This window comes from uncultured Victivallis sp., assembly GCA_944389935.1.
Classification (GTDB): Bacteria; Verrucomicrobiota; Lentisphaeria; order Victivallales; family Victivallaceae; genus Victivallis.
Map to the genome: position 1 here is coordinate 24,614 of CALXOE010000023.1, position 25,392 is coordinate 50,005.

The window sequence follows — 25,392 nt, forward strand, 5'->3', positions numbered from 1 at the left end:
ATAGATTACACCGGAAAGCGGAATTTTGCAATGGACAACGTAGGAAAACTCTATCTGGTCAGCACGCCGATCGGCAATCTCGAGGATATCACGCTGCGGGCGCTGAATGTGCTCAAGAGCGTCGACCTGATTGCGGCGGAGGATACCCGTCACACGCGGCAGCTTCTGAGTCACTTCGACATTCACACGAAGCTGGTCAGCTTCCATGCGTTCAACGAGCACCGGAAGACCGAGGGGCTCATCGCGCAGATTCTGGGGGGACTCAATGTCGCTTCCGTCTCGGATGCGGGAACGCCGTCAATCGCGGATCCGGGGTTTTTCCTCGTGCGGGAAGCGGTTCGGAGCGGAATCGTCCCGGAGGTGATTCCGGGGGTGTCGGCGTTGACGTTTGCGGCGACGGCGTCGGCGCTGCCGGTGGACAAGTTCGCGTTTTTCGGTTTCCCGCCGGTCAAATCGGGGCGGCGGCGGAAGTTTTTCGAGGAGATTCGCGAGGAGGGCAGGACGGTTTTCTTCTTTGAATCTCCGCACCGGATTGCAAAGACGCTCCCGGAGCTGGCTGAAATCGTCGGTGGGGATGCGCAGGTCGCGGTCATCCGCGAAGCGACGAAACTCCACGAGGAGATTCTGCGCGGGAGCGCTGCGGAACTTGCGGCACTCGCCGCCGGACGGCAATGGCGCGGCGAATTCGTGATCGGTGTCCACCCGGCCGGTATGAAGAACCCGGAAGAGAGGGAATACGAGTAACTCCGGCACTCCCTGCCGTTCAGCGAGGGCGAGAAGGATGTGGCGGAGAAGTGCCGAAAAGTTTCGGACTCGCGCTTGATAAAGAATGCGGCGGGCGATATACTATTCGGACTACGAGATTTTGTGCAGCACAGGAGGGCGCAAATGCAGTGGATTCCGGATGAAAACTGGATGCTTTCGTTCGTTCACCCCGGGAGCGGGGAGAAGATGGCGATTCCGGCCCGGGTGCCGGGGAACATTGCGGCGGATCTGCATCGGGCCGGGGTGATTCCGGATCCGTATTTCGGGAGCAATGCGGAGCTGCTGCGGGAGTGGGAGTTCACCGATTTCACCTATTCGGTGGTGTTCCGGCTGCCGGAGTGTGCGCCCGGCGGGCGGATTGAGCTGGTCTTTGAGGGGGTGGACACGGCAGCCGAGGCGTTTTTGAACGGGACTCCTCTCGGCGGCATGGAGAATATGTTCCACGAACACCGCTTCGATGTGACCGGGAAGCTGAATTGCGACGGAGAGAATGAGTTGACGGTCGTGATCCGCAGTTCCGTGAACGCCGCCCGCAAATACCGGCGCGCGCCCGGAACGTCGGCGCAGTCGTACAATTTCGAGGGGCTTTACCTGCGCAAGGCCGGACACTCGTTCGGCTGGGACATCGCACCGCGTATCGTCCTCGGCGGACTCTGGCGCCGGGTCGGGCTGGAACGGATTCCGGAACACCGCTGGAGCGAGGTGTTGCTTTACACGGTATCGGCCGCGAAGAGCGTGGCACGCCTGGCGCTGGATTGGAGTTTCGAGAGTTCCGCCACGCGACTGACCGGATTCGAGGCGAAGCTCACGCTTGCGCGCGGCCCGAAGCGCTTTGAGAAACGGTTCCGGCTTCTCTTCACGACCGGACATACGGTGTTCGAGATTCCAAATCCCGATCTCTGGTATACGAACGGGCTGGGGGAGAGTGCGCTTTACGATGTGACGCTCGAACTTCTGCTCGACGGGGAGGTCGTCGCGGAAAACCGCTTCCGCACCGGAATCCGTACCGTGCGCCTGGAGCGGAGCGAATCGTTCGCTCCGGACGGCTCCGGCCATTTCCGGTTTCTTCTGAACGGCGAGCCTCTCTTCATCCTCGGCTCGAACTGGGTGCCCGTGGAGGCGATGCACGGGGAGGAGCGTGGAAGAGTCCGGAAGACACTCGAACTCTTCACGGATCTCGGCTGCAACATGGTCCGCTGCTGGGGCGGCGGCGTTTACGAGGACCATGAGTTTTTCGACTATTGCGACGAGCACGGCCTGCTTGTCTGGCAGGATTTCATGCTCGCGTGTGAAATTCCTCCGCAGGACGATGACTTCTGCCGCCGGATCGAAGCGGAGGCCGTCGCGGTTGTGACGAAACTGCGGAATCATCCGTCACTCGCGCTCTGGTGCGGCGACAACGAGTGCGACGAGGCCGTGCTCTGGCGCGGGGATCTGATGCGGCCCTCCGAAAACCGCATCACGCGCGAAGTGCTCAAGCGGGTGATTCGTTCTTACGACCCGGGGCGCGACTACCTGCCGAGTTCACCGTATCTGGTGGACGGCGTCATCACCAGAGGCGAATCGCGGACCGCGCCGGAGCAGCATCTCTGGGGGCCGCGCGATGAGTACAAGGGGGATTTCTACCGGCTCAACACCGCCTGTTTTGCGAGCGAAACGGGTTATCACGGCATGCCCTGCGTCGAGAGCCTGAAGAAATTTCTCTCCCCCGGTCACCTTTTCCCGAAGATCGGCGACCCTGAGTACCTGACCCATGCCGCGCAGCCGTTCGGGGATCCGGAGGGACCCTACGCCTATCGGATCAAACTCTTTCTCGACCAGATCGCGAACATGTTCGGGAAGATTCCGGAAGAGCTGGAACGGCTGGTTGCGGCGTCGCAGATCGTACAGGCGGAAGCGCTGAAGTTCTTCATCGAGAATTTCCGCTTCCACAAATGGCGCAAGAGCGGAATTCTCTGGTGGAACGTCGCGGACTGCTGGCCGCAGATCTCCGATGCGGTGGTCGACTACTATTATGAGAAGAAACTGGCGTATTTCTACATCAGGAACGTGCAGCAGCCGGTGCTGCTGATGATGGGGGAACCGGCGGCGTGGCACTCCCCGCTGCGGCTCGACAACAATCTGCCGCGGACGGTTTCCGGGGCGTACCGGGTCAGCGACCTGCTGACCGGTGAGGAGTTCGTCTCGGGCCGGTACGAATGCGCCGCAAACTCCGGCGTGGATCTCGGCGCGCTGCGGGTTTCGACCGGGGTTCACCGCATGTACCTGCTCGAGTGGGAGGTGGACGGCGTCTGGAGGAGGAATCACTACCTGCTCGGTCATCCCCCCTGCGATCTCGACTTTTATCTGCAGTGCCGGGAAAAACTCGACCTGGATTGAAATATGACGCCGCCTGCCCGGGAATGTTTCCCCGGACGGGCGGCGGGCGGAGTTGTCCTCAGCGGAATGTCAGCGTGCAGCGCATTCTGTGCATCTGTGTCATGACGCCGGGCGTCACCTCGAACCGCAGCTGGAGCGTCGCGTGCGGGGAGAATGCGTTGATTCCTCCGGGATTTCCCGGCGTCTGCGGCAGCGGGACCGCTTTTATTTCGATCCGGTCATCGTCGCCGCCCGAGAGTTTCAGATCGCGGATGATGCACTTTTCCGTCTCTCCCCAGCGGATTGCGGCGGGGATGGCAGACGGCTGTCCGAACGGTCGGAACGAGCTCCCGTCCTCGGAAAATTCTGCATTCACGAGCGGGATCGGCACTACGAATGTCACCTTGTCGCAATAGTGTCCCGCCATGTGGCGCATGCCGAATTCGAGCTCGATCCGGTCGGAATAATAGCGGTTGTGAACATGGAAATCGATCTTGTATCGCCGTTCATGCCGCTCCCAGACCGCTTCCAGGCAAGCCGCGCTGTCGAGGAAGAAATTGCACGGAGGATCGTACGGATCGAAATCGGATGCGGTGAGCATTTTTCCGGTCGAACTTCTCACCGCCATGGCGGTGTGATCCTCCGGAGAGGTCGAGCAGCTTACAAAACGACGTCCATTGTGGTCGTCCACCTCGATGTGCCAGAGCGACGCCGCCGGAAAACTCGCGGCGTGCAGAAGTTCGCGCTTCCCGAACAGCGTCGCCAGCGGCGCGCCGCCGATGAGGGTGCCGAGATTCGGATCGCCGTAGCGCGGCACGACCGGGATGTTCCGCAGACAGGTGTGCCCCGCGAACGAGGTTTCATACACGGGGGTGCTGATCCGGAGCCACTGCGCTTCCCAGGCGTAGGAGCCGAAAAACGGCGGTTCCTGTTCCGGGAGTTCGTCGACTTCGCCGAATTCGGCGAGAGCCCGCGCGATCGAGGCGTAAAAACGTGCCGTCGCCAGCTGCGAGAACTGCGCTTCGATGTTGATCTTCTGGCCGAACGGCTGCGCTTCCGGCAGGCCGCTTTCCGCATAAGTGGGACGGCTCTTGACAAATTCGACGTAGCGGCTGATGTACCAGCGGCAGTAGCCGGCGAGTTCCGATTCGCCGAGATCAGCCGCGAGCATGGCCGATTCGAGCGGAATCCCCTCGACCAGCACCGGGCCGTACCAGGCGCGGTGGATGCCGTATCCGTCGAGATCGCTGGCGAGATGGCCGCCGCGGCTGAGGTTGCGCAGCAGTCCGGCGATGTAGTTCCGGCAGAATGCGTCGAAGTCCGGGCGGCGTTTGAAGATCCCGTTCCGCAGAGCGTGCAGATAGACGAACATGAAGCCGTTCGGTTCGGTGCAGTAGTAGGCCGGAGTATGGGTGTTGGTCGAGTGCTGGTCGGTGATGCCCCCGGTGCAGACGTAATTCCAGCTCCAGTCCGGGTTCAAACTCGGCTGGAGCAGCGGGCCGTCGATCGCCGCGGGGGTGACGTAGTTGCGCAATCCGTTGGCGAGCAGAGTTTCAAACCGCTCTTTCCAGACCGGCTTCCCCGAGAGCAGCATCATCCAGTAATAGACGCGCAACTCGAAGCGGAGCTGCTGCGTCTTGCCCTGCGCCCCCTCCGGAAAGCGCAGCCGCGGATGGTTCTCCGCCATGCGCGTGAGGGCGTCCAGGGCTTTCTGCCGATCCGCTTCGGTCATTCCGATGAGGTCGGCGCAGCTGAGGGCAGTCCCGAGGGCGTCTCCAATGGTGGACGCATAGGCCGGGTGGTCGGTGACGCCGTCCGCGGTCCGGCAGAGGCCGTCTTCACGCACGAGACCGGCGAGCCAGACCGCAAGTTTGACGGCGCGGCCGGAAATCGCGCTGCGGAGTTTCAGTTTTTCCGTGTAGACATGGTAGAAGAGCATTTGCGAATTGACGCCGCCCGGATCGCATCCGGTCAAGCCGGAAGCGATGGGGAACTCCTCGTAATGATCGGAATTCCAACACGTTTCGATGTAGGCCGCGAACGGGCTCTCCTCCAGAAACTCGCGCAGACGGATCTGATTCATTTCAGCGCGGCTCCCGGGAACGGTTCCGCACTGAACTCCACGTCGGAGACATAGAGGTCGGCGGAATCGGCTTTGAGGTCATAACGGTAGGATTTGTCACCGGCGGCTTTCGCCCACATGGTGCCCTCCCAGGCGTCCGCATGGCGGAAGATGTTTCCAGTCAGAGGGAGGCTGCCGTTGACGGAGATGTCGCTGCGCTTGTTGTTGAAGTCGAGCTTCAGGTCGATGACGGTCCACTCGCCGACCTTGAACGGAGCGACCGGAATCCATCTGACATATCCTTTGCCGTCGCCGTTGGAGATGACGACCTGCGGTTTGTTGAAGTCGCCGACCAGCCCGACGAATGCGGCGGCGCGGCCGTTCTGCTGCTGAAGCGTCAGCGAACCGTTGACCTTGTCGCCGAGTTTGTCGATCATCACCTTGAATCGCGCATAGATCACGCTCTGCTGGGCGTCGGGGACATCGGCTGACCACTCGGAGGAGTTGATCTGCAGCCCTTTCGCGATTTTGATCGCCTTGACGCCGTTGATCTCGACCACCTCACCGCCGGCGGTGTTCTTTTCGCGCGGCCACATTCCCCAGGTCGGGCGCTGTGAGCGTTGTTTCCCGCTGTCGTCGACGGTGACGAATTTGTCGCCGGGATTGTTCTTCGAGAGATCCAGGCGGTAGAATTCCGCCGCCGAAGCGGTGACGGCGGCCAGAAGAACCGAGCAGCCGAGAAGAGTATGGGTCATCATTTTCATTCTGTTTCCCTTTCGTTTATTTGATCCGATCGACCATTTTGGTGTAACGATGTTTCAATCCGCGATGAGTCTCGAATTCGATTTCGAGGCGGAGATCGCGGCTGTTTTTCTGCGCATCTCCGGGGAAGAGCAGCCGCATCGAGCGTCCCGGTTTGAGTTCATCCGCCCATTCCGAGCTGATGACGTCGTCAGGCGAGACGAGGTGGATGCTCACCTTGCGCAGCGGCGCGACATCCTGATTCTCGAACTTGATGGTGTTGCTCTCGCGGGCGAGTTTGAACGAGGCCATGATCTCCTGCAGAAATTCCCGGCCGCGCACGTCGTTGAGTTCGCCGTGGTGCGGGTAGAGGAAACCGCCGATGACGCCCGGACACTGCCGCATGAGAGCGAGTTTTTCGCGCATTTCATTCTCCCACTTCTCCACGTTCTCGTTGCGGTAGCGGGTGCCGTTGCGTTCGTTTTCGGTGAAGCCCCATTCGCAGAAGACGATCGGCATTTTCGTCCGGTCGTAGATGCCGGCTGCGAGGGTTTTGAATTCCGGGATGAACTGGTAGCTGTTGTAGCCGAGGACATCCTGCCCGGCGGTGAAGAACCAGAAGTTCCCGAAGGTGTCGAGATTCGCATAAGTGACGGGCCGCTTGTCGGGATCGGCGTTGCGGATCCGTTCGCGCGCGGCAGTCAGATAGCGGTCCATCAGCACTTTGTCGTTGTATCCGGCGGTCGCGTGATTCTCGTTGCCGGAGTTCCAGAAGAGGACATTCGGATACCCGTTCAGCTGCCGGGCCATCTCCTCGTGCGGGTCGGTGGCGAAAGCGAGGTCGGGATTGTCGAGGTTGCCGAGCGCCACTTCGGTGGTGTTGCACGATCCGGCGGCATAGACCGGCATGACCATGAATCCGGCGTCGAGCGCATCCTGAAGCTGCTCGGCCTTGACTCCCTCCATGCGCAGGGCGTTGAAGCCGAGATTCTTGAAGAAAGTCAGCCGGTTCAGCCAGCGGCGACGGGTCTGGGTGCGGGCGTTGTCCCACTCGATCCCGGGGTCGCCGTTGATTCCGCGGATCTGGAAAGGATCACCGTTGACGAAGAGCTTGTCGTTGCGGAATTCGATGACCGACCCGTTGAATTCGACGTTCTGCTCGTCGAAAATCTTTCCCTCGCTGTCGCGGGCGCTGATTGTGAAGTTGTAGCGGTCGAAATTCGCCGGGAGCGTCACGGGAATCGAGAAGCTCCCGTCTGCGGCCGGTTTCCCGTCGGCGCGGAGTCCGTGGCCGGTCACGGTGACCGAAGCCGTTCCCTTGCGGACTTTGCCGGAGAACGTGCGTACGACGCTGCCGTCCTCCGCGACACTCCCCGCTGCGACCGGATTCATCGCGACGAACGCCGCGGCCGGTTCGACATAGAGATTTACGTCGCCGAGAATTCCGGCGATTCCCTTGTGATGACGGTCTTCGCCGTTCCGGAAGATCCAGTAGCCGCGCACCGGATTGTTGTAGAGCCGGACGGCGAGCGTATTATTCCCCTCTTTCACAAGATCGGTGATGTCGTAGACGTAGTTCCACGGATAGGCGCCGGTCATGATCGGCAGCAGCAGCACATCCTCGTCCGGGATGGCCTTTTCGTCGAATGGAAACGCGATGCCGCACCGCTCGAAGTGCTGGAATCTCATCATTTCGCGGGCGGGTTTCCCCCAGAGCTGGGTCTGACGTGAACTGTTTTTGAGCATCCAGTCGTTGCGGCGCCGGGCGTTGGTTTGAGTTCCGACCCGTTCGCCGTTGACGAAAATCTCGGCGGAGTCCGCCAGATCTTTGAACTGCAGATAGACCTTGCCGCCGTCGGGTTTGGGGCAGTTGAAGCTGCGCTTGTACCAGAAGTGGCCGCCGGGCTGATCGGGGACGGCTTTTTCCGGGATCTGCACTTTCTTCGCATCGGCGAGCGGGGTGCCGGGCCGGGCGGGGGTATCGTCGAGGAGCTGGTCGTATTTCCAGGTCAGGTCGCCCGCATAGCTCTTGTCGAATTCGCCGTTGAGCGAAATCGTCTTGATGAACGGAGACGCCGTGACGGCGGCGGCCGGGATCAGCCGGTCGTATTTCCCGCGGTAATATTTGCCGAGGTCGGGGAATTTGCGCCAGTTATACTGCGTGCGATAGCAGTCCGTTTTCTCCTGTTCCCAGTTCGGCGCGCTCTTCACGAGCCGCGAATTCACCATTTTGAACTTTGCGCTGCCCTTGGAGTCGCCGCCGGTGTCGTGCAGGAAGAGATACAGATGGTAATCCGGATTGTTTTTCGCCCGATCCGGCAGTTCGTCGAAGTAGAATCGGAGAGTTTGAGCTCCGCCTTTCAGGAGTGCTTCTCCGGTCAATGTCACCCGGGTCGGCCAGAAGCGTGAAGGAATGGCGATACAAGTTCCGAGTTTCAGAATCGGTTTGTCGACTTCCGCTCGAACTTCCAGATAGCCGCCGGGCAGGTAATCGGCGAGCGGATAACTGCCGAGATCGATGATGAGGTAATTATCCGCATTGGCCTGATCAGTGAAATCGATTGAAAGGATTCCATTTGCATCGACGATTGGTTGAAATGCTTTGGTGTCACTGCCGTTATCAGAAGCTTTAAACGCATATTTTGACGGGTCACCAATCTGGTCCGCGGTCGAAACCACGGTTAATCCAAATACTGCTGCTGTTGCAAAGAGAGATTTCCACATATTGTTGTCTGCCTTTTTTAATGTCAGAAGATTAGAGATCTTTCAATGTCCCCCAGAACTCTTTTTTATTCACCATACGTCGTTCGGGGACAAGCGCAAACGGTTCGGCGTTTCCCGCAACGTACAGAATGGTTTTATAACGATCCCGGTGATTTCCCTGCGCATCAGCGTTCAGCAACAGGAACGCATCGACACCGTGGGCTTCCGTCTGAGTGACCCACCCCGCAACTTTTTCACTGTCGGCATTCCAGCCTGAGCCGAGTTTATAATATTCGGAAACGGAATAAGTCTGGCTTGGAGTACGGATGCGAGTCACTTTGGGATAAACGACGTCCATATAGCCGTTGTCGACGTATTTCTGGTTTTCCGCTGTGTTCAGATTCGGATGCACGTAGTAATTCGGCAGCAGCGTCTGGCCATAAAAGTTTCCGTTGATTGCGGTTCCCGGATTATTGGCTCCGCGGATCTCAAATTGTACTGTTGAGGGACAGCGAACGATCTTAAAAGATGACGCAGATAAATAGTTGTTTCGGTACAAGCCGCTGACGTAACTCTCCGAAGAGCCTTTGTTGTTATAGATGCCGGGGGCCAGATAGTCGTTGAAGTCCTGCGCGTAGGTGAGGTCGATGACTCCGATCTGCTTCATGTTGTTGAGGCAGCTTGCCTGCCGTCCCCGTTCCCGGGCCTGGTTGAGTGCGGGCAGCAGCATCGAGGCGAGAATCGCGATGATCGCGATCACGACGAGAAGCTCTATAAGAGTGAATGAGTTGCGTTTCATGATCCATCTCCTTCTAAGGTTATATGGTTTTGATCGAATCACGCTGTTTCAAAATACCGGGAATGCGGGTGATCGACGAGGTGTTCCGCTGGTGGATGCCAATCCCGTCGATGAGGTCGCACAACGTGCAGGTCGCAAAATGCGAAACCCGGTTGAACGGCATCGCCACTGACGAGAGCGTCGGTTTCAGAAAGTTGCAGAGGCTGCCGGTATCGTCCATGCCGATAATGCTGAAATCATCCGGAATCCGGACTCCGCGCGCCTGACACGCCGTCAGGAATCCGAACGCCGCCCAGTCGTTGCCGAAAACCACCGCGGTCGGCCGTTCCGGCAGCGACAGCAGCCGCTCGAGCGCACCGGACATATCCGGCGGGGTGCGTTCCGGATCTACAACCTGCCTCACATCCCGGTTTCCGGGGGAGAATTCAATGAGGTATTCCGGGCGGTAATGGCCTGTGGACTTCATGACTTCCAGATAGCCGTTGGAACGGGCGATGAACATCTCGTTGCACGCTTCGTGATTCACAAAAGCGATCCGGTGATGGCCGCGCCTCAGGAGCTCCTCCGTCGCAATCACTCCTCCCGCATTGTTGTCGACGATCACCTGCGGCAGCGGGTCGAACGTGTGTGCCGCTCCGAATCCGACTGCGGGGAGCAGGGTGATGAGTTCTTTCAGGTAATCCGGAAGAGCATTTTCCATCTTGATGAGCAGTCCGTCGCTGTTCCGGGAGATTTCGCGCGCGATATCCTCCTGCTTCGCATCCGCCATGTAGAGGGTCAGCCGGCAGCGGCGTTCCTGGCATGCCGCCTCGATTCCGGCCATGTAGCTGGTCCAGAGCTCATTGCTTTTCCAGGCCGACCCCATGCCGGGGGAGATCAATGCGAGCGTGTGTGTCCGATCCGGCGCGGTTGTCACGGATCGTGCTGCCGCCCGCCGTCCGCGCCGCCCGGAGCGATAGTTGACCTGCCGGATCACTTCCATCGTGCGCTGCCGGATTCCCTCGTCGACGTTCGTTGCATGATTCAGAATCCGGCTCACCGTGCCGACTGAAACTCCCGCCATCCGGGCGATGTCACGTATGGAATATTCCGCCATTTTTTCTTGTCGTCATAAATGTTCATTCAAATTGTTCATCGGTCATCACTATAAATTATACCAAATTTTTCCAGAAATGTCAAGAGCTTTTCGCCATTTTTCAGATTTTTTATTGAACTTTATCAGTATTGATGAACTTTAAAGTTCATCGAAAAGGAGAAAAGAAAGCCCTCCCGGCTGCGGCAGGGAGGGCGACGTTCGACAGAATTCAGTTCCGGATGAAATTCTCGAGTACATTCATGCTTTCCCGGACTCCTCCGGCGCGGTTGCGGGCGAGCCACAAGTCGCGATGACGGCCGATGACATGGCGCATGGAGTCGTTCCAGGCGGCCCGGTCGATCCGCTTCCCCTTGCATGCGGCCAGCGATTCGAGAGCGAGGCGGGCAAGGCGGCTTGAGTTGTCGAGCTCGTCAAGGACGAGTCGCGGCGCCGCGGGCGGACGGGTTTCGATCCGACGACGCCAGACGGCGAGTTTGCGCATTGCAGCAGCGATCTCCAGCGGGGTTGACTGCTCCAGAAGTTCGCGATTGCTGCGGCGGTCGGGAGCGTTCAGAATCGCCCAGAAAAGATTGCAGTTGACCCCGGGATGCGCAAATGCGTCGCAGATTCGTCCGTATTCGAGCAGATACGTTCCGAGCGTGCCGTCGCCGCCGGGGTTGAACGCGAAGTCGATGCCGTAAGGGATCAGCGGTTCGATTTCTGCGGAGGCGTTCCAGCTCCAGCCCGCCGCGGCGGTGATTCCGGGCCATGAGATCGGCCAGTACTGGTGATGACCGCCGTCGCCCCAGTCGGTCTGGAGCAACCCGGACGCGCCGGCATCGCGGCCGTTCCGGGCGGCGGAGGAGATGTTTGCAAGCATATTGGCCGTTCTGCCCGTGATGGAGTTCCAGCTTGAAGTGCCGGGGCAGACGTAGAACGGGATTCCTGCGTCATGGAATTTCGCACACTGTTCGCGGAACGGATGGTTTGCCTCGTACCCCCAGGCGAGAGCGGTGACTCCGGCGGGAATCTCCGGGATGAGATCGGGCTCATGCAGGATGATGTCTCCCCAGAACTGGACTTTTCGTCCATATTTTGCCGCGAGTTTCGCAAGTTCGCCGAGAAAATCCAGATAGACGCGATGCGTGCCCCGTTTTTCGCACAGTTCCCGGCTGCGTCCGTGACCGAGCTCGATGGTTTCATCGCAGCCGACGTTCAATGTGCCGCTCGTGAAGTTCGGGAGAAATTCGGCGTAGAGCCGGTCGATGAAAGCGAGCGCAGCTTCTCCGGGCGTAAGCGAGGATTGATACCAGGAGTCCCACTCCTGGTAATACCATGGTTCCCGACTTTCGGCGAGGTGGCGGTACTCCTTGAATTTGAGCCACCGTTCGAGGTGACCGAAGCTGTTCAGATTCGGGACGAGTTCGATGAAGCGGTCACGGCAGTAGCGGTCGAGCTCCATGATTTCGGCGGGAGTGAGCGGGGTTGTGTCGTACCACACCCGTTCATCTCCGGCAAACGCGAACGAGTGTTCCATATAGAGCTGCAGTTCATTGAGCCGGAGTCTGCTCATGGAGTCGACCAGCGCTTTGAGCGACTCCATGGTCGGAACCTTGCAGCGGGAGACATCGAGCATGTAGCCGCGGCGCGGAAAATCGGGCGCATCCTCGATGAGCAGGCCCGGAACCTGTGACGGTTTTGCGAGCAGTTGCCGGAACGTTTGCATCCCGTAGAAGAAACCCGCATCGGCGGAGGCGAAGAGCAGTGCGCCCTCCGGAGTGGTTTCGAGGCGATACCCGTCGGCCGGGAGTTCCGGATCGCGCGCCATGACGAGGAGGCACTCTCCGCTGCCGGGGATTCCGGCTGTCACTTCGACCGGAGTGAAGAAACGTCCGGAAAGTTCCGCCGCCGTGCGGCAAGCAGCCTCCTTGAGTTCAAACCCCGCGCCGTGCGGCAGGATCAGCCATCGGCGGCGGGAGTAGTCGAGTTTGCTGTTCTGTTCGGAAACCTTGCGCGGCGGCGGAAAAAGCGTCATGATGCACCTCATTTTCGTTGACATCTGACGGATTACTATAAACCCGGTTCGGTCTTTTGCAATCCTGCGGATGTGCTTTTTCCGCAAAAACGCCGCAAATCAGAAGAGCGTCACTGTGATCGGATTTCCACCCACTGCGATTTTCAGGATCAGATCGCTGCCGTCGGGTCGGGACGGCACGTCGAAGCATTTTCCGGTGACGAGGTCGGTTCCGACTGTTTTCCCTGCCGACGCCGCGTGATTGCGGATCCGGATCACGGCTGTGCGTTTGGCGAACTCCTCCGAATACTGCTGGCCGGACCAGATGGCGAGCCGGAGTCCTCCGGCGGTTTCAAAGAGATGCGCATGAAGCGAGTTGTCGGCTTTCAGGAGCACTTTCCCGTTCATCTCCCAGTCGATGAGGATGTCACGCTTGCCGGCGCGCTGGAGCGGCTGCTCCTCGATTTTCACGAGTTGAGCGACTGCGGGCGTATATTTTGCGCCGTCGAAGAGCGTGGCGAGATTCTGCATCGCAAAGTAGGAGGGTTTCGGGGAGTAATCCGCGTTGAGGAGGCCGAAATTCGCCTCTCCTTCGAAGGGATTGCCACCGTAGTCGTTCAATGCGTCGTACTGGACAACGGCTTTGATTTCCGGCATGGTCAGGCATTGCAGGAAACGACGCGTGATGTATGCGGCCTGCGCCGGCTCCGTGTAAGCCGCGAACCCGTAGGCATCCCGCTCGTACTTCCCGTTGTAGACATAGGTCGAATAACCGAATTCCGTGAAATAGAGCGAGAGGTCGCTCCGGTTGATCTTTGCGAACTGCTCCTTGTAAGCGTCCACGACTTCCGGCAGCGTGAGATTCGGACCGCCCGCTTTCACGCCGTCGCGTTTGTTGAACGGAGTCCCGAACGCGAGCCGTTCCGGCGGCATCATGTTTGAGTACGGATGATCCACGACTCCGTCGAGCTCTTGTGGAATTCCTGCCTGCAGATAGCGGATATTTGCGGAGGTCACGCAGCCGCCGCCGATGATTTTCGCATTCGGGGCGAGCTCCCGGATCAGTTTGGCTGCTGCCTGTGTGTATTTCGCGTGTTCAAGCAGCCAGCGTGAGGTGGAGTTGTCAGGCTGCTTCGCATTCCAGGTGCCGCCCGGATATTTAGCGCGCCACCCCCCGAAATTATGCGGTTCGTTGCCGATTTCGTAGATGGCGATGTAATCGCGTGTTTCTTTGACGAATCCACGGATCCCTTCGAGGAAGTATTCGATGGATTGGTCCGCGAAGGTCGGGAGAATTGCAATGACTTTAAAGCCGTATCGTTTGGCAGCCTTAAGTCGTTCGAATTGTTCGGGGGGGACGCCGGGAGTTCCGTCATCACGCCTCGGCCAGAAGTCGTCACGGATGTATTTGATTCCCGTTTGGGAGAGTATGTTCAGAATGGCTTCGTAATCGTACCACCCGACGTTTCCTACACCCGGTTTGACGGCCTGGTTGAAGTGGACGCCGGTTCCGATGATGGAGTTTTCGTCAGCTTCAGCGGAAGTGAGGCGACGCGACCAGTCGGGGGAATCCGCGCCGCGCAGTCGGGTTTCCGTCTGAGCCAGCACGCGCCCGTTCCGTTCGAGGGCAACCGGAATGACATAAGTGTTGAAGGCGCAGCCGCCGAGCGATAGCGGGGCGGTATACTCGTGTGTGACGGTTTCGCCCGGCTTGATTTCGAACCGTTGGACCTTGTCGCGGTACATGTCGGGGAAGCGAAGCACGAGTCGAGTTCCCTTGTCGAAGGTGTCCGGAGCGGAGACCGTCAGTTTGAGTCTGGGATTTGTTCCGTTCGTCCAGACACCGGTGACGTCGCAGCCGAACGCCGTAAAGCGGAAATCGTCTCCCCGGAACGGTTTCTCGTTGAGAAACGGCGCCTCCGCCTCGATTCCGTTGATGCGCAATGTGACTGCTGCGTCCGGCCCGCGGTTCACGATGAGATGGAGTTCCTTGAGCGGAAGTTTCGGCTGGTCGGTTTCCTGCTTGCCGCCCCATTTTTCCGGCCATTCGCCGCGCAGGTCAAGGAGGAGGCGGGTTTCTTTTCCCGGTTCAAGCCAGGTTCTCCGGGACTGGAATGAACGTCCGTTGGCATCGACGAGCCGGTATGAAACTTCAATCCGATGGCTGGGTACGACCAGAAAATGAAACATTTCGATCCCTTTGGGCAGTTCCGGCCTGTACACAGCCGTGACATACTGGCTTTTTTGGGTGAAATTGGCATGAAGCGTCACCTTGCCGTTATCGGGATCTGTGAGGATTTTCCCGGAAGCACCAGGAAATTCCGGCCCGTTATAAACCCACCATTCGGTCATGTTTTCCGTCGGGTTGAGAAGGACCGTACCGCCATACAGGTTCGTGAAGGCGATGCAGGCTGTCGCCAGAATCGTTTTGCTGAGAAAGTTCATCTGATTTCCTTTAGTAATTGGTTGCAATTGGTTTTTGTTTTCGGTTCATTATGGTGAACCGGTCGAATTCTTCTCCGTCCGGGGTGAGGGCGCAGGCGCTCAGGCTGTCGCCGTCGAATTGAATCAGCAGTGCTGAGCTCTCGCGAACACCGCCCGGCCCATCCAGGGTGACGATGGGGAACGGGTATTGTCCTCGGGGATACAGTGCATAACGATGAACATGTCCCGCGATCACGAGATCGAAATCCGCTCCGTTGTGGAACGGTTCAAGAACAGCCTTCATTTTTGAACCGGTCGGAAACGGTTCTACATTCACTCCGTGGATCAGCACAATACGGTATTTGGCATTCTGGAATTCCGGTGTTGAAAAAGCGGCTTTCAATATCTGCTGCTGATGTGGAATGAGTTGTTCTATTTTCGGATCCTCGTCGCCCCCGTCAAGTACAGCAAAGAAGATTTCGCTGCCCCGGAACGTGTAACAGGTTTCACCGGGGGCGATGGCGAACTGATCGAACCACCGCCGGGGTTCTTTCCCTCGCAGTTCATGATTGCCGAACACCGGCATCAGAGGACGACCGTGGAAGAGCCTGGCGTATGGCTCCAGAAAACCGCGCAGATAACGACTTTCATAGTTGTCTGAAAATGAATCGATGTCGCCGAGATGTACCACGAAATCCACATTTGCCCGTTCTGCCAGTTCTGCGTATTTTTTCAGCAGGTCAAACCGGTAAAGCATGCTGTGTTGAGTGTCTCCGAATGCGAGAAATCGCAACGGTCCTGTTTCGCCGAAACTGTGAACCGGATAATCTTCCGCCAGATCTGTACGTTTTCCGCCGTTGCAGGTGAACAGCCGGAAGGTTCCTTCGATACGTTTTGCCGGATGATCGAGCTTCAGCGTGTGAACCGTTCGGCAGCCGCCGTCGCCGAAAACCGTGAACCGCTCTCCATTCGGGAAGCACGCTTCCGCCCCGAGCTTGACTGGAACGGTGGTGATGGCGCGAATCAGCATGGTTCGGGGAGTCATGTGGGTGATGAGCGGCGGAAACAGCAGTGGAAACTCCGGTTGCGGCGGGCGGAGTTCCCGTTCCAGTTGCACCGGAATGCGGCATTTCACCGCGTCTGCGTTCGCCGGCAAAGGTTGGAGGTCGAAATAAAATTTCATGGAATCGGCTCCACGTTCAACCACAAACACGATCCGGTTCTCCCCTTCCTTCAGATGGGCGGGAAAATGGTGGCGTTTCGCGTCGGGCGCACCGCCGTTCCCGAGATCCATGGTGCTGTAAACCAGTTCGCCGTTGACGTAACAGTCAAACCACCAGTCTGCGGCGGCTGCCAGTTGAACGTCGCAGTTTTTTCTGGAATGGAATTCCGTTGAAAGAATGGCGAAACAGGCGTCGTTTTGATAGGAGGGCAATCCGGCCAGATCGACAGCCCCCTTTCCCGGGACGATCCGGATCGTCCCGGTTCCGGGCGGCATGGGCGTCAGGCTTCGACGACCGATTTCCGTAATGTCGTCGGTGAAGCGAAGTTGAAACGTGGTTCCATGATCCATGGGAATGTCTCGCTTTTTGATGATGGGAGTCTGCGTACCTGTTCAGTCCCAACCTTTGCGTGGATCGGCGGTATTGTCGCCATAGTGAAACCAGCACATATCATAGGTACCTCCAAATGTGTAGGCCAGAGGGGCTGCATGCAGATCTCCGAAAACCGAATTGAAGTGAACCACTGCAAACGGTGGTTGCCCGCTCTGAGTTGAATTGATGTTGGTCCCATCGTGCCTGGCGCGTCTATCGTACATAACCACCTGCTGGGATGGCTTTGCCAGCATGCTAAACGTGGTTCCCCGCATCTGATTGGCACCGTCGCGAATCATTACCCAACGGAGCCGGTAGCTCGTATCGTACCAGTAGGCCTCATCAATTGTGTCAGGATAAGGTTTAACCTTACCATCTAGACTTGGATTATCGACGTCGGAAGGGCAGAGGCAGCAGGCGAATCCACCCGTGTATGGTTCAAAAAGATAAGGCCAGGAGAGTATTTTGCTTGTTGCGGCGTCATCGACAATCTCCTTCCTGTTCGGAATCATGTCGTTGTTATCCATGGCGTACAAGCTCAACGTCATTCCATGTTGTTTTAGATTGCTGATGCAGTTTGCCGACTTCCCGCGTTCCCTGGCCTTGTTTAACGCTGGCAGCAGCATCGCAGCAAGAATTGCAATGATCGCAATCACAACTAGAAGTTCAATTAATGTAAAACACTTGTCTTTCATACCGTTTCCTCCTTTGGGTTGAGTGTTCTTACGGAGTCTCGTTCGATAAGTTTCATTGGCACTTCTGCCTTGAAACAATCTTTCTGCTTGTTGAGGATCGCGGCGATTCCGGTGAATGCCGCCTCGACCTCAGCTGCAATGTCCGCACATACTGCGGTCAACGCCGGGTGGTAAAACTGTCCGATTTTTTCGGTCGAGTGCGCGATGATGCTGATGTCTTGCGGCAGTTCGTAACCGGCTTCGCGCAGCGCGGTCATGATACCGGGGACACTTTCGCCGGTATCACAGTAAACCGCAGTGAACTCGACTTTCCCATCCTGTTCCTCCAAATACCGTTTCATGCCGAGATAGGCGCGGTGCGGTGCATATTCTCCACTGACGGTCATGCAGTCGATGCAGGTCAGCTCGATGTGGAACAGATCTGCTACGCGGGAGAAGGTTCGAACTCGCTTTTCCGCCGGCAGCGGAGCGTGGGGTTCGCTCAGCAGCGTCGCAATGTTGCGGTGGCCGCGGCGGTAGAGATAGGTGCAGGCGATGATTGCCCCATCCGCATCGGCCGAATGGACGTCGCTGATGGAGAAGCTGCCGGTGTCGACATTCAAAAGGACAGCGGGAATCGGCAGTTCGGCGAAAAAACGCATTTCCTCACGGGAGACATTCGCACTCGGCATCTGGATGATGACCGCATCGAAGCCGTCAGCTGTGATGGAACGGATCATCTCCCGGTTCGGTTCCAGCATGATTTTGCTCAGTTGCCACCCTTCATGTGTATCTGTATAGATAGTGGCTTCCCGGCTCCATTCCTGAAGCAGTTCGCTCGGCCAGTCCGGTGCGGCGAAGAGCACTTTGCGCGCGTTCGGGCGGCGGGTCACGCTGCTGAAAATGCCCACTTGCGGTATCCGGTCGATCAGCTGATTCGCCTCCAGACGTTCGAGCACCTCGTCCAGCACACCGCGATGGCACTTGAACTTGTCCATGAGCTTCCGTACGGAATAAAATTTTGTCCCTGCCGGAAAGTTGTCGAGTTCCCGGTTCAGGGTCTGATACAGAGTTTCAATTTGCGGTTCCAGTCTCATAATCTGTACATTCCAAGTTGGCCTTCACCCATATTATACCGAAAATGCACACTTTGCACGATAACTGTGCATGATTTTTTTGAAATTTTTTTCTGTGCGAGAATCTTTTGGGACCGGAAAATGAAAAAATTTGTCAAATTCTTTCATAAACTTGCAAAAATAAAAAAATGTGATACAATATAAACATGATCAGTCATGGGAACAATCGAAAACTGCTCACTCCGGAGCGCGAGGCTTTGATCCTCGAGGCACTCGGGAACGGTGTCCGGACGATCTCGGAACTGGCGGCAACGCTGCAGGTCTCCGAGGCGACCGTGCGGCGCGATCTGCGCACGCTCGAACAGCGCGGGGCGCTGCAGCGTGTGCACGGTGGAGCGGTACGGGTCGATGACGGCGAGAAGCGCGAACCGCTGTTTCACGAGAAAACCACGCTGCGAGCCGACGAAAAGGAGCGCATCGCCGAGGCCGCGCTCGGGCTCATTGAAGACGGGGATTCGATTTATCTCGACGGCGGCAGCACCGTTCTGGCGCTCGCGCGCAAACTCAGCTCCCGCCATGAACTCACGGTCGTGACGAATTCGCTCATGGCCGCGGCCGAGCTCATGGAGTCGGGACACAAACTCATCCTGCTCGGCGGGGAATTCCGGCCGCTTTCGCGCACGCTGGTCGGGCCGCTGACCTCTCCGATCGGGGAGGCGCTGCACATCGGCAAGGCGTTTTTCGGCACGATCGGGCTCACGGCGTCCGGGGTCTCCACCACCGATCCGGGCGAGGCGTTCACGAAAAAACTGATCCTCGGCCGCGCGGAGCAGGCGATTCTGCTGGCCGATTCCGGCAAGATCGGCCGCACGTCGCTTGTTGATGCGGGGAAACTCGACGATTTCAGCTGTCTGGTGACCGATTCCGGAGCGTCTCCGGATTTCCTGAAAATCCTGAAGAAACACAGGGTCGAATTCATAATAGCATAACCAAACCAGAGGAAGACACAATGGCGAACAATTATCTCTCCGACCGTGGCCCCGATTTCCGCAAGACAACCATCCGACTCAAGCCGATTCCCGCCTACACATTCTCGAAGACGCTGGCCGAGGAGTACAAAGCCGGAGAGATTTCCAAAGCCGAAGCCGCCGAACTTTACGAATCGATGCTCGTGATCCGCGAATTCGAGGACATGATCAACAAGTGCCGCACCGGCGCATACGAGGTCATCAGCGACTACAACTACCGTGGACCGACCCACCTCTCCATCGGCCAGGAGGCGACCGCCGCGGGCGTCTGTTCGATGCTGAACATCACGGACCTCATCACGAGCACGCATCGCGGGCACGGCGACTCGATCGCGAAAGGATTCCATGCGATCAAGTGCATGACCGAAGCCGAACTGCACGAACGCTGCCCCGAGTTTGCGAATCTCTCCGGCGAAGAGCTGCGCGAGGCGGTGCTGGAGGATCACGTCTTTCGCACGATCGCCGAACTCTTCGGCAAGGAGGAGGGGTACGGCAAGGGGCGCGGCGGCGGCATGCACATCGCTGATTTCCGCGTCGGCCATCTCGGCGCGAATGCGATCGTCGGCGGCGGCATTCCGATTGCGACCGGAGCGGCAATGACCTGCCGCATCGACGACGCGATGAAAGGGCGCGTCGTCTGTTCGTTCGCGGGAGACGGCGCCTACTCCAACGGCGTCGTGCTCGAGGCGCTGAACTGGGCGAGCCAGGATCAGTTCCGGGGCGAGCTCGCCGAGACCGATTTCGGTCTGCCGATCATCTACTGCCTGATCAACAACCACTACGGCATGACCGGGCGCGCCGACGGCGAAGTGACCGGCGTCGACCATCTCGCGCGGCGCGGAGCGGGGTTCGACAACGACAACATGCACGCCGAGATCGTGAACGGCATGGATATTCTCGCCGTCCGCGATGCGATCGCCCGCGCCAAAGCGCTGATCGCGAAAGGCGAGGGGCCGGTCCTGCTCGAGTTCGACACCTACCGCTACTACGGCCACTCGCTCTCGGACCCGCGCAACGAATACCGCACCCGCGAGGAGGAAGCGCGCTGGAAAGAGGTCGATCCGGTCGCGACGTTCCGGGCACGTCTGCTCGAAGCGAAAATTATGAACGAGAAGGAGTTGAGCGCGCTTGAGGCGAAGGTCGCCGCGCGCAACGCCCGCGCCGCACGCCGCGCCGCGGATGCCGCCGACCCCGATCCGGCCGACGTGATCAAATATATGTACACCGATACCGACAGCGAAGTCGTCCCGACAGCCTACGCCTCCCCGAAACTTCACGAGCCGCTGCCGCGCGCGAAACGCGATGCGAACGGCATGGTCACCTACCGTGACGCGATCAAGGAGGGGCTCTGCGAGGAGATGGCGCGCGACCGGCGGGTCGTGCTCTTCGGGGAGGACGTCGCGGAGTACGGTGGCGCATTCAAGCTCTCGAAAGGGATGCTTGAGGCGTTCGGCCGCGACCGCGTCTTCAACACTCCGATCTCTGAAGCGTGCATCTGCGGCGCGGCGGTCGGCATGGCGATGACCGGCTACCGCCCCGTGGCGGAACTCATGTATATGGATTTCGCGCTGATGTCCTCCGACCAGATCTCGAACCAGGCCGCGAAATGGCACTACATGACCGGTGCTTCAACGGAGGTCCCGCTCGTGGTGCGCTGCAGCGTCGGCGGCGGCAAGGGGTATGGCGGGCAGCATTCGCAGTCGCTCGAGTCGATGTTCGCGCACATTCCGGGGACCTACGTCGCGTATCCATCGAATCCGTACGATGCGAAAGGGATGATCAAGACCGCCATCCGTACGAACAACCCCGTGGTCTTCGTCGAGGGACAGCTGCTCTACAATGTGAAAGGTGTGGTTCCGGAGGAGGAGTATACGGTTCCGTTCGGCGTGGCGAACATTGTCCGGGCCGGATCGGACGTGACGATCGTCGCGTGGGGCCCCGCGGTCACGGACGCGCTCAAGGCGGCGGATCAGCTCGCGGCGGAGGGGATCTCCGCGGAGGTGATCGATCCGCGTACGCTCGTGCCGTTCGACTCGGAGGCGGTGTTCGACTCGGTCCGCAAGACCGGCCGCTGTGTGGTCGTGAGCCAGTGCGTCGACATCGGCAGCTTTACCGGTGAGATCGTCTCGCAGGTCGTGGCGAACTGCTTCGACTATCTCGACGCCCCCGTGCTGAAAGTCGGCGCGAAGAACGGCATCGCCCCGCAGGCGTATTCGCTTGAAGCGGCGTTCCTCCCCTCGGTTGCGGACATTCTCGCGGCCGTGAAGAAACTTTACTGATCGAACGGAACAGGAGGAACACATCATGGCGACCAGAATTCCCGTTCCGAAACTCGGACAGTCCGAAGAGACCGTGACCATCGCCTCGTGGCGGGTCAAGGAGGGCGACAAGATCAAGAAGGGAGATGTCCTCTTCGAGGTTGAGACCGACAAGGCCGTGCTTGAAGTCGAATCCCAGTTCGAGGGGACGATCCTGAAGATCGTAACTCCCGTCGGTGTCGAAGTCCCGGTCATGACCACGACCGCCGCGATCGTCGGTGAACCCGGCGAAACGGTTCCGGCCGAGATGCTCGCGGCGGCTTCCGCTCCCGCGCCTGCACCTGCAGCTGCATCTGCGGCTGCGGCTCCTGCTCCGGTGGCACCTGCGGCTCCCGCGCCTGCACCGGTTCCGGCTGCTCCCGCTCCGCCGGCGGCAGCACCGGCAGCGCCCGCCGCTCCGATTCCGGCTCCGGTGATTCCGCCGCCTGCTCCGAAAGCAGCGGCTCCGGCGAAGAAGCCGATCTCGCCGCGGGCGAAGAAGTTTGCGGCCGATTACCTGATTGACGTTGCCAAAGTCCCCGCCGCGGGCATCCGCGTGACCGAACAGGATGTGAAGAACTATCTCGATTCGACCGGATATTTTCAGCGGAAGATCACGCCTGTTGCAATGAATCTCGCCGCCGGGGCGAAACTCGAGATGACCGAACTTGAGGGAACGGGGGAGGGTGGGCGCATCACGGTTGCCGACGTGAAAGCCGCGATCGCGGAGCGCCCGAAACCGTTCAACACGATGCGTAAAGTCATCGCCCAGCGGCTGACCCAGGCCAAGCAGACGATTCCGCACTTCTACGTCACGGTCGCGGTCGATATGAGCGACCTCATGGAGAAGCGCCGGAAGCTCAAGGCCGAGGGAATCAATCTCTCCGTCAACGTCTTCATCATCAAGGCGGTCGCGCTTGCGCTCAAGGAATTCCCGAACGTGAACGCTTTCTGCGACGGTGTTTCGGTTTCACAGAAGTCGAAAGTCAACATCGGCATGGCCGTGTCGGTCGACAACGGGCTTGTGGTGCCGGTCATCGCGAACGCCGACCGCAAGGGGCTCGACGAGATCCAGGCCGAATCGGGCGAACTCGCCGAAAAGGCGCGCGCCGGCAAGCTCACGCCGGATGAGATGAAAGGCGGCACGTTCACGATCTCGAACATGGGCATGATGAACGTCGAGAGCTTCCAGGCGATCGTGAATCCGGGCGAGAGCGCGATTCTCGCGGTTGCGAGCTGCATTCCGACTCCGGTCGTGCGGGATGGCGAGATCGTTGTTCGCGACATCATGAAGATCACGGTCTCGGCCGATCATCGCATCGTCGACGGCGCGATGGCTGCGGCGTTTGCGAACTGCATCCGTGCGAAACTCGAAGACGCTTCTCTCTGGGACTCCCTGATCTGATCGGGTGATCTGCGTTCATTTCCCGGACGGTAATTCTGCCGTCCGGTTTTTTGTGCAAAAAAAACGCCGACGCTGTCGGGGCGTCGGCGCATTCTCTTTGTCGATTACGGCAACTGCTGCTGCATATCGGAGACCGGCTGCCAGACCGCGCTGTTGACCTGCGCGTTGTTCGGACCGCCAGTGGTGATCTGGAGCACCCAGACTTTGCCGGTGACGGTGTCGATCTTCAAGATGACCTGCTGTTCGTTGTTGACGCCCTGCTGCAGAGTCAGAGTATCGACTTCCGCCGCGACGAGTGCATAACGCCCCGCGTTGAAGAGCTGCGAATCGCTGCTGCTGTCCGCCTGTGCGGGCAGTGAGGTCAGGATTCCCGCCGCAACCAGAACCGCCGCAGCGATGCCGCCGATGATCATAAGTTTCTTCATAAGTAACCCCCTCTGTTGCAGATGCTGCCGGAACCGGCCGGCGCCGATGATGAACATGGTGACACTTTCTCTCTATAAGGTAACATCGATTCCGGAAAAAGCAAGCGGGACTGCGGCAAAATGGCGATTGCGATGATGCCTGTTCATTTCCGCTGCAGTTCGCGTCGTTTTTCCTGAAGCCGGCGCGTGAGCAGCGTCGAACGCGGTTCGAGTCGCGCATTCTCGACGGCGAGTTGAACCGCCCGGCGGCTGCCGACCAGAATCAACAGCTTTTTCGCCCGGGTCATGGCCGTATAAAGCAGATTCCGCTGCAGCATCATGTAGTGCTGACTCAGAAACGGCAGAATCACGACCGGAAACTCACACCCCTGTGACTTGTGCACGGTCACGGCATAGGCGTGCGTGAGCTGGTCGGCCTCGTCGAAGTTGTAGGTGACCGCGTGCGGTCCGTCGAAGAGTACGCTGAACTTCTTCGCGGGGACGTCGATCCGGGCGAGGCGTCCCATATCGCCGTTGAATACTCCCTTGTCGTAGTTGTTCGCGATCTGCATGACCTTGTCGCCACTTTTGAACACCCGATCCCCGAATTTGAACTGCCGTTCCCCGCCCGGATTCAGCAATGCTTCGATCCGTTCGTTGATCGTGATTGTTCCGCAGCAGCCGCGGTTCATCGGCGTGAGGATCTGGATGTCGTCGACGGGATCGAACCCGAACCGGGCCGGAATCCGGTCGACGACGAGTTTCTCGATGATCGCGAGCGCTTTTTCCGGATCGTCCTGTTCGATCCAGTAGAAATCCGAGAGTTCACCGTCACGTACCTGCGGCTTCTCCGGCATCCGGCCGTGGTTCACGCGGTGGGCGTTTACGATGATCCGGCTGTCCCCCGCCTGCCGGAAGATCTGCGTAAGTTCCGTCACGAGAAACCAGCCCGATTCAATGAAACTCGCGAGCACCGTCCCCGGTCCGACCGAGGGGAGCTGATCCCGGTCGCCGACCAGAATGACGGAACAACCCTGCGGAATCGCCCGGAACAGCGCCTGCGCAAGCAGAAGATCGAGCATCGAAACCTCATCGACGATCAGCAGATCACAGTTCAGCGGCGCGTCGGCATTGCAGTTGAACTGATTCGTCGTGGGATCATACTGAAGCAGCCGGTGCAGCGTCTGCGCCGCGAGGCCGGTCGATTCGGAAAGCCGTTTCGCCGCCCGTCCGGTCGGTGCCGCAAGCGCGATTTTCAGATTCGCTTTCTGCGCGCGGCGGACGATCTCTCCCAGCACCGTGGTTTTGCCGACGCCCGGACCGCCGGTGATGATTCCCAGCGGCGACTGGTTGACCCGGTCGACCGCGAGCTGCTGTTCGCTGTTCAGAGTGAGGCGGTTCCCCGCGGCGGGACGGAGCTTTTTCCCCGCGAAATCCGGTGTCATCGCCAGGCGCGCCACGAGGACCGGCAATTCCATTTCCGCGCGGGCGAGCAGCGGCGTGTAGATCTGCCCATCCAGAATCCGCAGCAGACGCCGTTCGACCGCTGCCTCGATGCCGAGGCGTGCGCGTTCAGGCGGTTCCCCTGCCAGTTCCGCCGTCGCGCTTACGAGCGTCTCGAACGGGCAGCAGACGTCGCCGTTCGCAATCATGCCGTTGAGCGTATGGACGGCAGCCGCAGTCATGCGCGGAATGGAGTTGCGGGGAATGCCGAGCGATTTGGCGATCTCGTCGGCTTTCAGAAAGCCGATTCCGTCGACCTCCTCCGCCAGCCGATAGGGGTTCGTCCGCACCATCTGCGGCGCCGCATCCCCGTACCGTTTGAAGAGCCGCGAACAGAATGCGGGGGAGATCCCGAGCCCCTGCAGGAAAATGTAACTGTCCCTCCGCGCGGCTGATTCCCGCCAGGTGCGCGCGATCGCTTCCGCTTTTTTGGGGCCGATCCCGGGCACTTCCTTGAGCGACTTTTCCC

Annotated in this window: 17 protein-coding genes; 5 read left to right on the forward strand and 12 right to left on the reverse strand. The window is 59.1% G+C overall.

All coding sequences use genetic code 11. From position 1 onward, the window contains the following. The first annotated feature begins 30 nt into the window (after nucleotides 1-30). Together rsmI and Q0J85_RS08475 are read left to right on the forward strand one after the other, a co-directional pair. Complete coding sequence (gene rsmI, locus Q0J85_RS08470; RefSeq protein WP_294480311.1) at nucleotides 31-744, forward strand: 16S rRNA (cytidine(1402)-2'-O)-methyltransferase; 714 nt, start codon at nucleotides 31-33, stop codon at nucleotides 742-744. A gap of 144 nt (nucleotides 745-888) precedes the next feature. Next, nucleotides 889-3,144 (forward strand): hypothetical protein, encoded by a 2,256-nt coding sequence (locus Q0J85_RS08475; protein ID WP_294480314.1) that lies wholly within the window; start codon nucleotides 889-891, stop codon nucleotides 3,142-3,144. A 58-nt stretch (nucleotides 3,145-3,202) separates the two neighbouring features. On the opposite strand, the gene Q0J85_RS08480 is transcribed toward Q0J85_RS08475, so the two are convergent. The 10 genes from Q0J85_RS08480 to Q0J85_RS08525 all read right to left on the reverse strand — a co-directional run bounded on the left by Q0J85_RS08480 (nucleotide 3,203) and on the right by Q0J85_RS08525 (nucleotide 18,307). After that, a complete protein-coding gene (locus Q0J85_RS08480) occupies nucleotides 3,203-5,206 on the reverse strand; it encodes a hypothetical protein (RefSeq protein WP_294480317.1) in 2,004 nt (667 codons plus the stop codon). Next, on the reverse strand, nucleotides 5,203-5,943 hold the full coding sequence (locus Q0J85_RS08485; protein WP_294480318.1) for a hypothetical protein: 741 nt from the start codon (nucleotides 5,941-5,943) through the stop codon (nucleotides 5,203-5,205). Before Q0J85_RS08485 ends, Q0J85_RS08480 begins: the two co-directional genes overlap by 4 nt. A 22-nt stretch (nucleotides 5,944-5,965) precedes the next feature. Next, complete coding sequence (locus tag Q0J85_RS08490) at nucleotides 5,966-8,605, reverse strand: glycoside hydrolase family 2 TIM barrel-domain containing protein (RefSeq protein ID WP_294480322.1); 2,640 nt, start codon at nucleotides 8,603-8,605, stop codon at nucleotides 5,966-5,968. A 76-nt stretch (nucleotides 8,606-8,681) separates the two neighbouring features. Continuing rightward, complete coding sequence (locus Q0J85_RS08495; RefSeq protein WP_294480325.1) at nucleotides 8,682-9,428, reverse strand: type II secretion system protein; 747 nt, start codon at nucleotides 9,426-9,428, stop codon at nucleotides 8,682-8,684. A gap of 19 nt (nucleotides 9,429-9,447) precedes the next feature. Continuing rightward, complete coding sequence (locus tag Q0J85_RS08500; protein WP_294480331.1) at nucleotides 9,448-10,524, reverse strand: LacI family DNA-binding transcriptional regulator; 1,077 nt, start codon at nucleotides 10,522-10,524, stop codon at nucleotides 9,448-9,450. Between the two features lie 208 nt (nucleotides 10,525-10,732). Then, nucleotides 10,733-12,538, reverse strand: a complete 1,806-nt coding sequence (locus tag Q0J85_RS08505) for a family 20 glycosylhydrolase (RefSeq protein ID WP_294480333.1) — start codon at nucleotides 12,536-12,538, stop codon at nucleotides 10,733-10,735. Between the two features lie 99 nt (nucleotides 12,539-12,637). Continuing rightward, nucleotides 12,638-14,962 (reverse strand): hypothetical protein, encoded by a 2,325-nt coding sequence (locus tag Q0J85_RS08510; protein WP_294480335.1) that lies wholly within the window; start codon nucleotides 14,960-14,962, stop codon nucleotides 12,638-12,640. A gap of 10 nt (nucleotides 14,963-14,972) precedes the next feature. Further along, the gene (locus tag Q0J85_RS08515) at nucleotides 14,973-16,514 is read right to left on the reverse strand and encodes a metallophosphoesterase (RefSeq protein WP_294480337.1); all 1,542 of its coding nucleotides are present in this window, start codon (nucleotides 16,512-16,514) and stop codon (nucleotides 14,973-14,975) included. Nucleotides 16,515-16,556: 42 nt separating this feature from the next. Continuing rightward, nucleotides 16,557-17,231 (reverse strand): prepilin-type N-terminal cleavage/methylation domain-containing protein, encoded by a 675-nt coding sequence (locus tag Q0J85_RS08520; RefSeq protein ID WP_294480339.1) that lies wholly within the window; start codon nucleotides 17,229-17,231, stop codon nucleotides 16,557-16,559. Beyond that, a complete protein-coding gene (locus tag Q0J85_RS08525) occupies nucleotides 17,228-18,307 on the reverse strand; it encodes a substrate-binding domain-containing protein (protein WP_294480341.1) in 1,080 nt (359 codons plus the stop codon). The genes Q0J85_RS08520 and Q0J85_RS08525 overlap by 4 nt, the downstream gene beginning before the upstream one ends. 185 nt (nucleotides 18,308-18,492) lie before the next feature. Between Q0J85_RS08525 and Q0J85_RS08530 the strand changes: the two genes are divergently transcribed. Genes Q0J85_RS08530 through Q0J85_RS08540 form a run of 3 tightly spaced genes read left to right on the forward strand, consistent with a single transcriptional unit; the run spans nucleotide 18,493 to nucleotide 23,016 of the window. After that, nucleotides 18,493-19,275, forward strand: a complete 783-nt coding sequence (locus Q0J85_RS08530; RefSeq protein ID WP_294480343.1) for a DeoR/GlpR family DNA-binding transcription regulator — start codon at nucleotides 18,493-18,495, stop codon at nucleotides 19,273-19,275. 20 nt (nucleotides 19,276-19,295) lie between these two features. Beyond that, the gene (locus Q0J85_RS08535; protein ID WP_294480345.1) at nucleotides 19,296-21,593 is read left to right on the forward strand and encodes a dehydrogenase E1 component subunit alpha/beta; all 2,298 of its coding nucleotides are present in this window, start codon (nucleotides 19,296-19,298) and stop codon (nucleotides 21,591-21,593) included. A 25-nt stretch (nucleotides 21,594-21,618) separates the two neighbouring features. Next, nucleotides 21,619-23,016: a dihydrolipoamide acetyltransferase family protein gene (locus Q0J85_RS08540; RefSeq protein ID WP_294480347.1), complete on the forward strand. Its 1,398-nt coding sequence runs from the start codon at nucleotides 21,619-21,621 to the stop codon at nucleotides 23,014-23,016. Between the two features lie 104 nt (nucleotides 23,017-23,120). Here the strand turns inward: Q0J85_RS08540 and Q0J85_RS08545 are convergent, their stop codons facing one another. Beyond that, complete coding sequence (locus tag Q0J85_RS08545; RefSeq protein ID WP_294480349.1) at nucleotides 23,121-23,441, reverse strand: hypothetical protein; 321 nt, start codon at nucleotides 23,439-23,441, stop codon at nucleotides 23,121-23,123. A 143-nt stretch (nucleotides 23,442-23,584) separates the two neighbouring features. Continuing rightward, the coding region (locus tag Q0J85_RS08550) for an ATP-dependent RecD-like DNA helicase (protein WP_294480351.1) at nucleotides 23,585-25,392 on the reverse strand (1,808 nt) is incomplete at its 5' end.